This window comes from Streptococcus tangpeifui (assembly GCF_011038795.1).
In the GTDB taxonomy this organism is placed as follows: domain Bacteria; phylum Bacillota; class Bacilli; order Lactobacillales; family Streptococcaceae; genus Streptococcus; species Streptococcus tangpeifui.
This window is the reverse complement of the sequence record NZ_JAAKDU010000013.1, coordinates 1-13,427: the sequence shown is the minus strand read 5'-3', so window position 1 is coordinate 13,427 and position 13,427 is coordinate 1. Positions and strand designations below refer to the sequence as shown.

The 13,427-nt window shown below is 42.0% G+C and carries 11 protein-coding genes and 1 pseudogene; 2 read left to right on the top strand and 10 right to left on the bottom strand.

The genetic code is table 11. The annotated features are described in order from the left end of the window. Positions 1 to 443 precede the first annotated feature (443 nt). The 3 genes from manA to G7Y32_RS09120 form a co-directional block, all read right to left on the bottom strand. A complete protein-coding gene (manA, locus tag G7Y32_RS09130) occupies positions 444 to 1,391 on the bottom strand; it encodes a mannose-6-phosphate isomerase, class I (RefSeq protein WP_165212738.1) in 948 nt (315 codons plus the stop codon). 109 nt (positions 1,392 to 1,500) lie between these two features. Then, a complete protein-coding gene (gene scrK / locus G7Y32_RS09125) occupies positions 1,501 to 2,388 on the bottom strand; it encodes a fructokinase ScrK (protein WP_165212736.1) in 888 nt (295 codons plus the stop codon). Positions 2,389 to 2,552: 164 nt separating this feature from the next. Beyond that, entirely contained in the window at positions 2,553 to 4,517 is a 1,965-nt protein-coding gene (locus G7Y32_RS09120) for a sucrose-specific PTS transporter subunit IIBC (RefSeq protein WP_165212734.1), read from the bottom strand. 953 nt (positions 4,518 to 5,470) lie between these two features. On the opposite strand from G7Y32_RS09120, the gene G7Y32_RS09115 reads away from it, so the two are divergent. Both G7Y32_RS09115 and G7Y32_RS09110 read left to right on the top strand, forming a co-directional pair. Continuing rightward, on the top strand, positions 5,471 to 6,907 hold the full coding sequence (locus G7Y32_RS09115; RefSeq protein ID WP_165212732.1) for a sucrose-6-phosphate hydrolase: 1,437 nt from the start codon (positions 5,471 to 5,473) through the stop codon (positions 6,905 to 6,907). 3 nt (positions 6,908 to 6,910) lie between these two features. Next, positions 6,911 to 7,873 carry a LacI family DNA-binding transcriptional regulator gene (locus G7Y32_RS09110; protein ID WP_165212730.1) on the top strand — a complete coding sequence of 321 codons (963 nt, stop codon included), beginning with the start codon at positions 6,911 to 6,913 and terminating at the stop codon, positions 7,871 to 7,873. Between the two features lie 74 nt (positions 7,874 to 7,947). Here the strand turns inward: G7Y32_RS09110 and nusB are convergent, their stop codons facing one another. From nusB to G7Y32_RS09075, 7 genes and pseudogenes are all read right to left on the bottom strand, one after another. After that, positions 7,948 to 8,367, bottom strand: coding sequence for a transcription antitermination factor NusB (gene nusB / locus G7Y32_RS09105; protein ID WP_165212728.1), 420 nt, complete (start codon positions 8,365 to 8,367; stop codon positions 7,948 to 7,950). Next, positions 8,360 to 8,746: an Asp23/Gls24 family envelope stress response protein gene (locus G7Y32_RS09100; protein ID WP_165212726.1), complete on the bottom strand. Its 387-nt coding sequence runs from the start codon at positions 8,744 to 8,746 to the stop codon at positions 8,360 to 8,362. The genes nusB and G7Y32_RS09100 overlap by 8 nt, the downstream gene beginning before the upstream one ends. 222 nt (positions 8,747 to 8,968) lie before the next feature. After that, positions 8,969 to 9,529, bottom strand: a complete 561-nt coding sequence (efp, locus tag G7Y32_RS09095; RefSeq protein ID WP_004225331.1) for an elongation factor P — start codon at positions 9,527 to 9,529, stop codon at positions 8,969 to 8,971. A gap of 91 nt (positions 9,530 to 9,620) precedes the next feature. Beyond that, a complete protein-coding gene (locus tag G7Y32_RS09090; protein ID WP_165212724.1) occupies positions 9,621 to 10,076 on the bottom strand; it encodes a deoxycytidylate deaminase in 456 nt (151 codons plus the stop codon). Positions 10,077 to 10,085: 9 nt separating this feature from the next. After that, complete coding sequence (locus G7Y32_RS09085; protein WP_165212722.1) at positions 10,086 to 11,153, bottom strand: M24 family metallopeptidase; 1,068 nt, start codon at positions 11,151 to 11,153, stop codon at positions 10,086 to 10,088. Positions 11,154 to 11,519: 366 nt separating this feature from the next. Further along, a complete protein-coding gene (locus tag G7Y32_RS09080; RefSeq protein WP_165212720.1) occupies positions 11,520 to 12,389 on the bottom strand; it encodes a hypothetical protein in 870 nt (289 codons plus the stop codon). Positions 12,390 to 12,883: 494 nt separating this feature from the next. Then, a pseudogene (locus G7Y32_RS09075) lies at positions 12,884 to 13,427 on the bottom strand (excinuclease ABC subunit UvrA); the annotation flags it as partial.

Sequence of the window (13,427 nt, the reverse complement as noted above, 5' to 3'; positions counted from 1 at the left end):
AATTATAAAGCTTAAGAAAAATAATTGCAACCTAAATGTAATGTTTTTAATTATTTTTATTTTATCGGTCGTTTTACTGTCCACTCTTTGACAGGAAGGCAATACCATGACCTCGTTACGACTGCATTCTAACCAAAAACAGAACTTAGCCTAAGACTAAATTCTGTTGAGATGAGGTACTTTTCTCAGACTAAATTCTGCTGATCTGAAGCCTAGAACTTACTCTGAGAATTCTGCTTTTTATCTTGCTCACTTTCTCCGCTTGACTACGTCCTATATTTTTTAGAATTTAACACCTATACAGCTTCAAAAATAGCATCACAACCTAATATGATCACTTGCCAAATGAGTGTTTTTTGTCTCGCACCAAAGGACGCGAGACGGACTAAAAGTCACTAATCAAAAAAATCAAGGAGCCTGTCGCTGCTCCTTGATTTGCTTTATTAATCCGTTATATGACTGACAATCATAGATAAATCCCCAGACATTTCCCAATTTCTAACGGTATTAGGCAGGATAAAATGTTGCCCTTTCTCCAATGGATAGGACTGATCAGCAATCCTAATCTGTCCCTGACCATCAATGACACTAACAAGATAGTAAGGAGCAGCAGCTTCAAAATAAGTCTGACCAACAACCTCCCACTTATAGACCGTAAAGAATTCATTAGCTACCAGCAAGGTTGAGGTTAAGTCACCCGTTTTTAAAGTGGCAGGGTGGGAATTTTGCGGTTGACCAATCGTCATGACATCAATGGACTGCTGAATATGCAGAGGGCGCAAGTTCCCTGACGCATCAGGACGGTCAAAATCATAAACCCGATAAGTTGTATCACTGGATTGCTGTGTTTCCAACACCATAATTCCCTTACCAATAGCATGCATCGTGCCGCTTGGAACATAGAAAAAATCGCCAGCTTTGACAGGTACTCTTGTTAAGAGTTGATCCCAGTCTCCAGCTTCAATCCGCTCTGCTAATTCCTGACGACTCTGAGCGGTATGTCCGTAGATAATTTCCGCTCCCTCATCAGCAGTCAGAATATACCAACACTCAGTTTTTCCTAACTCCCCCTCATGTTCCTGAGCATAAGCATCGTCAGGGTGAACTTGAACACTGAGCCAATCATTAGCATCTAAAATCTTCGTTAAGAGTGGAAAAACCGGACTGGATGGATTGCCAAAGAGCTCGGGCCTCTCTCGATAAACCCGATCCAGACCCTGATCAGCCAGAGAGCCGTTTTCAATAATGGAAACCCCATGAGGGTGACCGGAAATAGCCCAATATTCTCCGGTTGTTTCTGTCGGGATATCATAACCATAGACATCTCTCAGTCTTGTCCCACCCCAAATTTTATCATGCATACTAGCCTTTAAAAATAATGGTTCTGCCATGGCTGTTTTCCTCCGTTTTTACTGCCATTCTAACATTTTTCCCAAAAGAAAAAAAGTGAATAGGAAGAGACCAGCAACGATCTAGCACCTATTCACTATTATTACTTTACTAATCAAAACGCTCTGCGACCTTTTTCGCTAAGGCAAAATTACCGATAGTAGCTGAGCCATTACCAGATACAGCTGGTGTGACAATATAATCTTCAACAGGCGGAACAGGAAGATAATCATTGAGCAGATTCGTAAATTTCTCACGCACCCGGCGTAACATGTGCTCTTGAGCCATCACACCACCGCCAAAGACAATCACATCTGGACGGTAAAGAAGGGTTGCTTGAACAGCAGCTTGGGCGATATAGTAAGCCTGAATATCCCAAACATCTGAATGCTGTTCAATCAGCTCGCCCCGAATTCCTGTGCGGGCTTCCAGTGAAGGACCAGCCGCTAACCCCTCCAAACAGCCATTATGGAAAGGACAGGTTCCGTGGAATTCATTAGCCACATCGCTGGGGTGCAGGGCAACGTAAACATGGCCAGCCTCTGTATGACCAGCACCACCAACAAATTCTCCGCGTTGGATAGCCCCAGCGCCGATACCCGTTCCGATGGTGTAATAAACCAGATTTTCAACCCCTTGGCGAACCATAGCTTCACCATAAGCCGATGAATTGACATCTGTCGTAAAATAGAAAGGAACCTTGAATTCTTTAGCAATCAAGCCAACCAAATCTACATTTGACCAATTAGGCTTAGGGGTCTTGGTGATATAGCCATAGGTTTTCGAATTTTCGTCAATATCAACAGGTCCAAATGAGCCGATGGCAATTCCTTGCAAGTCAGCTTCAAATTTTTTAAAAAATCCTACCGTCTTATCAATGGTTTCATAGGGTGTCGTCGTTGGGAACTGCACTTTTTCGACGACCTGAAAATTTTCATCGCCGACAGCACAGACAAACTTGGTCCCGCCTGCTTCCACACTTCCATATAATTTAGTCATTATTTTTTCCTTTCTTTACCAATCTATTCCTTTTCATTATAAAAAATTCAAGAGCATAAATCAATGGAAATCCCAAGGTTTCCTGCCCAATAAAAGGAGTTTTTGAACAGCAAACAAAAGGGACCAAGACCGAAATCTCACTCCCTTTAGAATATACCAAAAACTTATTTTACTTCAAGCAAATCAGCACCAGCCGTAACAGCACCTGAGGCTACCGGAGTAACGTCTGTATAATCCGCAGAGTTGGTTACGATAACCATTGTCGTGTCTTCCAGACCCGCTGCTGCAATAGCTGCTGCATCAAATGTTCCAAGAACGTCACCCTTCTTAATAGCTTGATTGGCTTTGACCTTTTGCTCAAAACCTTTACCATCCATTGAGACAGTATCAATACCGATATGAATAAGAACTTCAGCTCCTTGATCTGATTTCAAACCATAGGCATGGCCAGTTTCAAAAGCAATTTGTACAATGCCATCAACCGGCGATACAATCGTATTGCCATTAGGTTTAATAGCGACACCTTTACCCATAGCCCCTGATGAGAAGACAGGGTCATTGACAGAAGACAGTTCAACAACTTGACCATCAAGGGGAGCGTAAATGGTTTCTTCAGAAACTTCTGTTTTGGCTGCTTGTTCATTGCCGGAGGCTTCATCAAGACCGTGTACTTCGACATCTGCTTCGGCAGCAGCCACAGCCGCTTCTGCTTCAAAGACCTTGGCTTCCTTAGTCTTACCATAGTAGTAAGTGATCAGAAAAGCAATAACGAAGGAAATCGCTTCACAGACCAAATAGAAAGGAATTGATTTAGGGGTGATAGAGATAAGACCAAGGACACCAGCCGAGCCTAATGATACAGCAATAACTCGTAAAAGACCAGCAATGGCTGCTGCAATAGCCGAACCTACCAAGGCACAGAAGAATGGGAAACGGTATTTCAAGTTAACCCCAAAGACTGCTGGTTCTGTAATACCAAGAAGAGCTGAAACACCAGCTGAACTTGAAAGCCCCTTAGTTTTAGAATTCTTAGTCAAGGCAAAGATAGCAAAAGCTGCAGCGGCCTGTGCCATATTGGCCATTGAGGCCACAACGAAGATAAAGTCCCCTGAGCCATGACCAGCTTTATAGGAATTAAGCAGGATTGTTTCGAAGGCTGGGAAGGATTGGTGAAGTCCCGTAACAACGATTGGCGTATAGAAAGCACCAAAGATACCCATACCCAAGAAGCCTAAGGTATCATATAACCAAACCAAACCATTGGCTACCCAGTCAGAAACTTGACCAAAGACCGGACCAATGATGGCAAAGGTCAAGAAACCTGAGATAATCATTGTGAAAAGCGGTGTAAAGGTAAAGTCAACTGCTGAATGCAAGTGTTTGTGGAACCATTTTTCAATGATACACATAACCCAAACGGCGATAATCGCTGGAATAACTTGTGAAGTATATTGCTGTGCATGAAGTGTCCAGCCAAAGAAATTCCAATTCAGTGACGTTCCAGCTGCCTTCACCACAGCTTCATTAAGCTCTTGCGAACTCATCATGAGTCCAAGAGCAGCTCCAAGGAACTGGTTACCGCCAAAACGTTTAGCAGTTGAGATACCAAGCAAGACCGGCATATAGATAAATGGAGCATCCGACAAGACAGTCAGCATATCAGAAATACCGGAAACTTGCGGGTATTGGGCAATCAATGATTGTGATCCAAACAATCCTTCTGACTTAAAGATGTTATTGACCGCCATCAAGAGACCGCCGGCAACAAGAGCTGGGATAATAGGTACAAAAATTTCAGACAGAACTTTAATAAAGGCCATAATTGGGTTTTGCTTATGTCCTTCTGCTGCAATTTTCTTAACCTCTTCGGTAGAAACTTCCTGCAAGCCAGTTTGTTTAATCAACTCGGCATAAACATGGTTAACGTCACCAGCACCAATAATAACCTGATATTGGCCATCCATTTTGAAAGTCCCTTTGACATCGGGATTGTTATCAAGAGCCTCTTGGTCAACCTTCGTATCGTCTTTTAAAACAAGGCGCAGACGAGTGGCACAGTGGGCACCAGCGACAAGATTATCTTTACCGACCGCTTTAATAACGTCGGCAGCTACTTTAGCATAATCCATTGCGTAACTCCTTTAAAATTTAATAAGATAAAAGCTTTCAATTTTTGAAAACGCTTTTTTACAATTCTTAATTTAACACAAGACCGTTACTATGTCAACCGTTTTGCAGAAATTAAATTTTTCCCTACAAGCTTGTTGAACTCATTAAAAAATTTATTCGACTGTTATCTAAACTTGACCAGCATCTCCTAAGGCTATGTATAGCACAACCTAGTAAAACCGGCTTATTTATCACTAATTAAAGATAATATATTCAAAATTTTTTGCTAACCCTTGACAAAATTTTCAGAAGCTCTTGATTCTATCAGTGACATAGTCTATGAATCACAGATAATACAACACTATTCATAAGCAAAAGTCCCCTATCATTAAAAATTCAACATAAACCAAAACTGTACCACCCGCGACATGAAGTCAGGTCAATCGATAACACTTGGACTGACTGAATTAGTAAGGAATATAGTTAGATCGCCATAGCGACTAGCGGAATAAGTTATCTCAAAGAGATAAAACTTATTTTATCCCCACGACACAAAGTCAGGTCAGCCGATAATACTGTATTGACATTGACCAAATGAATAAGAGGAACAGTGGGCTAATTTTTTGTAAAAATAGCACTACTTTTCCTACGAGATAAAGCTTAGAAAGTGACATTACCCATTAAACTGAGTTAGGAAGGGAAATTGGGCAAAAACTCGTCCAGTCTTCCTATTTTGGAACAAGCTCTTGGCGCAGCAGCTGGGGGGAGACCGTTTAAGGTCGCCACCTTAAAACTAGGGTGTGGTGAGAACCAAAATTTTCAATTTTTGAGTTGACCCCTCCCCATAGCTGGTATCAATGTTATTTTAAATAGACCAATTTTCTTCCTTGATTTTTCCCATGAAAACCTTTACTATGTTATGGACGTGACATTTCTTGCCAATAGTTGACATATAATATATGGAGGAATACTTATGAATCTACCAACAGAGGTGCGTTATCGCTCCTATGCTGACTGGACCGATGAGGAGAAAGCTGAGATTAGAGCTCATGTCGCTGCCTCGCCTTGGCGGGCCAACTATCATATTGAGCCAAAGACCGGCCTTTTAAATGATCCAAATGGATTTTCTTACTTCAACGGAAAATTCCAGCTTTTCTATCAAAACTGGCCTTTCGGTGCAGCTCACGGCCTTAAGCAATGGGTCCACACAGAATCCCAAGACCTGGTTCACTTCAAAGAAACTGGCATTACCCTCCAGCCTGACCACGAAAATGACAGTCATGGAGCTTATTCCGGGTCGGCCTATCCGATTGATGATAAACTCTTTATCTTCTATACGGGTAATGTCCGCAATCAAAACTGGGTACGAGATCCTCGCCAAATCGGAGCTTGGATGGATAAGCAAGGCCATATTGAAAAATTCGACGATATCCTTATCAAACAGCCAGCCGACGCGACTGAACACTTCCGCGACCCACAGATTTTTAATTACAAGGGACAATACTACGCCATCGTTGGAGCTCAAAGCCTTGATAAAAAAGGTTTTATCAAGCTCTACAAGGCCCTTAACAATGATGTCCATAACTGGCAAGAAGTCGGTAATCTGGACTTTGGTGGCACAGGTTCTGAATACATGATTGAGTGTCCAAATCTGGTTTTTGTTGATGACCAACCAGTCCTTCTCTACAGTCCTCAAGGTTTGGATAAGACTGAACTAGCCTATGATAATATTTATCCAAATACCTATAAAATCTGTCAAACGTTTGACACAAATAAATCAGCCCTCCTTGGCGCTTCGAAAATTTTCAATCTGGATTATGGCTTCGAAGCTTATGCTACCCAAGGATTCAACATGCCTGATGGTAAGGCTTATTGCGTCAGCTGGATTGGCCTTCCAGATATCGACTATCCTACCGACCGATATGACTATCAAGGAGCCATGAGCTTAGTTAAGGAACTGTCTATCAAGGATGGCAAGCTCTATCAATATCCTGTTTCAGCCATAACCAGTCTGAGAACTACCCAAGAAGTCTTTGGTGACAAAGATCAGACAGATAATTGCTATGAATTAGACTTAACCTTTGCTCCTGACCAAAAGACTGAGCTTCTCCTCTTTGCTGACCAAAAGGGACAGGGGCTCAAACTTACTGTTGATAATAACAAAGGAAAAGTTATCCTCGATCGTTCCCAAGCTGGTGTCCAATATGCCACTGAATTTGGCACGATCAGAGAATGCCAACTGGACCAAACTCAGGAAGCTCGTATCTTTGTTGATAAATCTATCGTGGAAATCTTTATCAATAAGGGGGAAAAGGTCTTCACCAGTCGTGTCTTTCCCCAAGCTGACCAATCTGGTCTTAAAATTCTCTCCGGTCAGGTTAGCGGAACTTACTATCACTTAAAGGGATAAGCTATGGTCGCAAAATTAACTGATGTTGCCAAATTGGCCGGTGTCAGCCCAACCACCGTTTCTCGTGTCATCAACAATAAGGGCTATCTCTCTGAAAAAACTAAGGACAAAGTCCATGCAGCCATGCGCGAACTGGGCTATAAACCCAATAACCTGGCCCGTGGACTTCAGGGAAAATCCTCTAAGCTAATCGGACTGATTTTCCCAAACATCTCTAATGTGTTCTACGCTGAAATTATTGAGCACTTAGAAAATATCCTTTTCTATCATGGCTACAAGGTCATTATTTGCAACAGCCAGAACGAGTCCGACAAAGAGCGAGACTACTTGGAAATGCTGGCGGCCAATCAGGTCGATGGTATCATCTCTTCCAGCCACAATCTGGATATCGAGGACTACGAACGAGTGGAAGCTCCCATTGTTGCCTTTGACCGCAATCTGGCACCCCGTATCCCTGTTATTTCTTCCGATAACTTTGAAGGCGGAAAATTAGCGGCCATTAGCCTGCAAAAGGTGGGCTGCCAAAACATTATCATGTTTACTGGTAATGATAATTCCAATTCAACCACTGGGCTGCGTCGCAAGGGCTTTAGCTCTGTCCTTCCTGAGGCCAAGGTTTTCAATATCCCCAGCGACTATTCTGCTATTCGCAAAGAGATGGAAATCAAGTCCATCCTGTCTCAGGAGAAGCCCCATGGAATCTTTACTTCCGATGATATGACAGCCATTCTGACGATGAAAATTGCAGACGACATGGGTATCAAAGTTCCCCAAGACCTAAAAATTGTTGGCTACGATGGAACCCAGTTTGTGGAAAATTACTTCCCGCAGCTGACCACTATTAAACAGCCCATCAAGGAAATCGCTGAGCTCTTGGTCGACGTCCTCCTAGCTAAGATTGAAGGCAAGGATGTTCAAGAAAACTACACTCTGCCCATCAGCCTCCTAACCGGAAAATCTTTATAAAATAATCCCTTGGCAACCAATGCTAAGGGATTTTTCACATTTCACCAAAATAAAAATGACCAACTCGGGTCATTTTATTCTTCAACAAACTTCGTCAAGATGCCGTTAACAAATTTGGCGGAGGTTTGATCGGAGTAGGTTTTAGCCAACTCAATAATCTCATTGAGGGCAACCTTGTCCGGTGTTTCTTGGTAATACTTAATTTCAAAGAGTCCTAAACGCAGGAGACTGCGGTCGGTCAGGGTCAGCCGTTCTAAAGACCAGCCTTCTTTAAGATTCTCAATAATATAAGTATCGATTTCAGCCAGATTATCCACAGTACCCTTGACTAAATTCAAGAGCAGGGTCGGAACGTCAAATTCTTGTCCTTCTTCTGCTGCCTTGTCATAGGTATAGGCAAAGCTAACAGCCTCAAGAAAATCAGCTTGACCAAATTCTAAACTAAAGATCGCCTGAAAAGCCCGTTCTCGTAAATTATGTCTTGAATCAGTCATTCAGGAAATCCTCGTCAAACAAGGCTGTCATATCTGGTTTTGGTGCCTTTTCAGGAACGATGCCAACAACATGGACATTAACATCTGAAATTTCAACCTCTGCCATATCGTAGACAGCTGATTTAACAGCTCTTTGAACTTCAATCGAAACCGCTGGGACATTTACTCCATATTGCAATTGCAGGTAAATATCCGCTGTAACCTTATCTTCACCACTGGTAGTGAGATAGACACCACGACTAAGAGTTGTTTTACTGATGCTATCCGTTACAGCCTTATTGTTGAGCGAATATACCCCCTCAACCTTGGTCGCTGCAATTCCCGTGATAACCTCTAACACTCGAGGAGCGATGACAATATCTCCAATTGTTTCTGCCATAGGTCTTCCTTTCTAATCATTCTTATTGAAATTTACGCCCTTAGGCAAGACTAACGATCCTAAGGTTTTAATCAAACTTTTTATTAGTTTTTGACACAAAATTTGACCAGTCGCTAGCACTAGTCAAACCAAGTCAATTAAGGACATCAAAAGCTATAGATGATAACTTTTCGTCGTCATTCTATTGAAAAGATAGAAAGACTCTGTCCGTGATATCGTACTTTAGGCACGTGATACGTAAGTTCCTTCTTGAGTATTGATGACCAATTTTTGACCAACTTCGATGAAGTCTGGTACGTTGACCACAAGGCCTGTTTCCAAGGTAGCTGGTTTACCTGAACCTGTTACGGTAGCTCCCTTAATAGAAGGTTGGGTATCCGTAACAGTTAGTTCAACAGTTGTTGGAACCTGTACCCCAATTACTTCGGTTCCATAGAATTGAATCTTGACATCACCGTTTTCCAAAATGTAGCGCAATTCATTTTCCACGTTAGCCACTGGAATTTCATATTGGTCATAGGTTTCGCTATTCATGAAGTAGGCTGTATCATCCATCTTATAAAGGTATTGGGCAGGCACTGTTTCAATGATAGCTTGTTCAAATTTTTCTTCTGGACGATAGGTTGTGTCGAAGGTTGAACCTGAACGAACATCACGCAGTTTCATCCGCATAACAGTATTCCCTTTACCTGGTTTATGGTGGCTGGCTTCCAGAACACGGATTAATTTCCCATCACCTGTCACAAAAGTCATACCAGCTCTAAGCTTACTTGCTTCAATCATGTTTTCTACCTCTTCATTAATTTAGTTATCAGCTTATTTTATCATAATTTGTGATGCTACTCAAATTCTTTATGAATATAAGCAGCCTTGCCTAGTCCTCCCCTAAGGTGATATGGGGAACATCATGCTGGATATATTCCACACCTTTCTGCCTCATCAGTTCGATAGCCAGAGCATTGGGACGATAGTCGGATTTATAGGTGATTTTCTTGATACCTGCTTGCAAAAGAGCCTTGGTGCAGTTGATACAAGGAAAATGGGTGACGTAGATTTCGGTATTTTTGGTCGAGATACCTTCCTTGGCACATTGAATCAGGGCATTCATCTCAGCATGAACTGTCCGAATGCAGTGACCGTCTTCCATATAGTGGCCAACCTCATTGCAATTATCTGTTTCAGAAACCCCGCCGTTATAGCCCGTAGCGATAATCCGTTTGTCCTTAACCAGAACTGCTCCAACATAGGCACGGTCACAAGTTGACCGTTTCGAAATCAGCTCGGCATTAGCCATAAAATAATCCTGCCAAGATAGACGATTTTCAGTCATGGAAACCTCCTAAATAATAATCAATTCCTTGGGTGCTTTGGTCAGGACTTCACAGCCTGTCTCAGTCACCAGTATATCATCTTCAATCCGCACACCGAATTTTCCGTCCAAATAAATCCCAGGTTCATCAGTGATAGTCATCCCAGACGCCACTAAGTCGGTTGACTGCCCAAAGTAAGGCCCTTCATGGATATCAAGACCGATACCATGACCAATACCGTGGGTGAAGCAAGCGCCGTAACCAGCTTGGGCAATAACTTGACGTGCAAGACCATCATAGTCACAGCGTCTCATGCCAGCCTTGACGGAGTCAATCACGGCTTGGTTGCTCTTGCGGACAAGATCATAAACAGATCGCTCTTCATCAGAAGGCTGACCAACATGAATCGTTCGTGTGATGTCACTGACGTAGTGATGATAAACACAGCCGAAGTCTAAGGTTAGGGTCTCACCCTGACTAATAATTTTTTCGCTAGCCCGGCCATGGGGCATGGCAGAACGCTGACCCGAAGCCACGATAAAGTCAAAAGATGGTCCGGTCGCTCCGCGTTCTCGCATCCGAAAATCAAGAAAATTGGCAACTTCAATCTCGCTGGTTTGATTAGGCTTGATAAAATCTAAAACATCTAAGAAGGCTTGATCAGAGATCTTACAGGCTTGACGAATGGTTTCAATCTCACTGCTGTCCTTAATCATTCGCAACTGTTCAATCAAATCAGTCAGAGATTGCAGACGGTACTCTGCAAAGTTCTCCTTCAACTGCTGATAGTAGTGATAGGAAACAGCTTCTCCCTCAAAACCAATTACAGTCAATTGATCACCTTTAATAATCTCAGCAATGTCAGCAAGCGGTTGGCGGGTCTCAATAATCTCAAGGCCTTTAACTTTTTCCCTAGCCAAAAGGCTGTAACGGGAATCCGTCAGAAAGAGCCGTCGCTGCTTAGAGATAAATACTGTTCCTGCCGTGCCATAAAAGCCAGTCAAATAATAGATATTCGTTAAATTAGTAACTAAAAAGCCATCACAGGCTGTCTTCTCCAAAGCTGCCAGCAGTTTTTCTACACGCGCTTCAAACACCTGAAAACACCTCCCATCGAATAGCTTTATTCTAGCATGAATGAGGGTAAATTACTAATTTGAAAGAATTTATACAAAGACTGACTTTAATAGACTTGTTTGAAAACTAAGGCATTTCATAATCGATAATGCCTCAAATCACTCAGCTTAACCATTTTAAATGTTCTGAGTAAAGTTTTAGGGCCTTTCGTACGCAGTTTTGGTTACCGAAGAAATCTAATATATTTTTGACATTCTAATCCTTTTAGCTCAATCCTCTGCAGTTTTTGGAAGTTCTTAAAAGAAAGGATAACCACCCCGAGGTTGCTTAATTTCTCTGATACGTTGCGTTACCGAAACCATAGTCCCTCCCTTAAATGATATAGATTAATTGTTGACCTTAGTATAAGAATCATTCTCATAGATACTGTACTCGGAATAGTTTGGCTCCTCATTCATTCCATACTGCCAAAGAATAGGATATAACGTTTGTCCGTCAGAACTTAATTTGTAACCAAAGTCGTATTGAATACCACTCCCCCCTAGCTGCGCAGGCAACACTGTTCCTGAATAATCCACAATTCTATAAGTTGTCTCATCAACTGGAATCATTGAATAGACTGTCCCAGAGACTTCAGAACTACTGCTATCGCTTCCATTAACCTTTATTCTTAAGTCGCCATTGCTCGAGAAAGTAATCGTAGTTGGCGTTCCTGACATAGTTCCCTTCCAAGTTCCAATCATTTGGTTAGGAAACACACCATCATAAGTGGAACTTTTACCGTCTGCCTGAGTAGAGGAAGAAGTTAAATCTGAGGAAGCCTGACTGGATGACAAAGAAACTGAACTTGCTTGGAATTGGTCAATTTGGTTCTTCTTATTTTGATAAGAAGTCCAAAGCACAAGGGCAATGCAGGCTAAAACTGCCAGAATCAAAATCGTTAAAATATTATAAATAAGTTGCTTACGCCTTTCTTGGCGCTCCAACTTATCCTTTTCTATATAATAAAGATTTTGCTCCAAAATTGCTTCATCTAATAAATTTTTGACTTGTTGTCGCTTTTTAGGATCACTTGTCTGAGCTAGAGCTAACTCCAAACGGGAAATTTTCTCCCGCATCTCCCTCTCTTGTTGCTCATCTATGAGTTCCTGATGAAAACGTTCCTGATCTCGCTGCATCTTTTCCAATGCAGAACTCTGCCTCGATTGTTCCCAAGTATTGCGGTCTATGGAATTTTTGATTTTCCAATCATCCATACTATTTTCTCCCTCCATTTTATACAATGATAATTTTCTAAAAAATTAGATACATCTTTAGTATAACAAACAAGAAGGCCTAGAGCAATATTGGTAAAGAATCTATGACATAATATTACATTTATGATACTTTTATAACATCAAAATTGCTAAAATCCTGTCGACTAAAGGCCACTAGACTAGCATACTTTAGAACTTGATTCAGTTAGATATAGACATCTAGCTTTTTTCACATAAAAAAGATGCGGGACAAAACTTGTCCAGCATCTCTGTTTTAGATTAAACGCTTGGCGCAGTGATTAGAGGTAAGACTTGTTCTACGCAAACTTAATCTTACCACTGACAATTCATTAGGGGCTTTAGCACCAATGAACCACTGCTGATTAGTTTCCCTTTTGCCACAAGGTCAAAACGGAAAACTTAGCCAAGTATGTCGAGGTGAAAAGACACCCCAAATTTTCAATTTTTTGGGTGATTCCACTCCATTCTTATGGCTATTTCAACTTATCTTGTAAATATTGGCCGGTAAAGGACTGGGGATTTTTAGCCACCGCCTCGGGGGTACCCGTAGCAATAACTTGGCCGCCGCCAACACCGCCTTCTGGTCCTAGATCGATCAGGTGATCTGCCGTTTTGATGACGTCCAGATTATGCTCGATAACGAGCACTGTATTTCCTTCGTCGACAAAGCGTTCCAAGACCTTGAGCAGACGGGCAATATCATCGGTATGCAGACCGGTAGTTGGTTCATCCAAAATGTAGAAGGACTTGCCAGTTGAACGCTTGTGCAGTTCACTGGCCAGCTTCATGCGCTGAGCTTCCCCGCCTGACAGGGTAGTAGCTGGCTGACCCAATGTCACATAACCCAGTCCGACATCCTTGATGGTTTGAAGTTTGCGGGCAATCTTTGGAATTGGCGCAAAGAAATCCACCGCATCATTAACAGTCATATCAAGGATTTCTGCAATATTTTTTTCCTTGTAGTGGACTTCTAGAGTCTCACTGTTGTAGCGTGTGCCGTGACAAACTTCACATGGA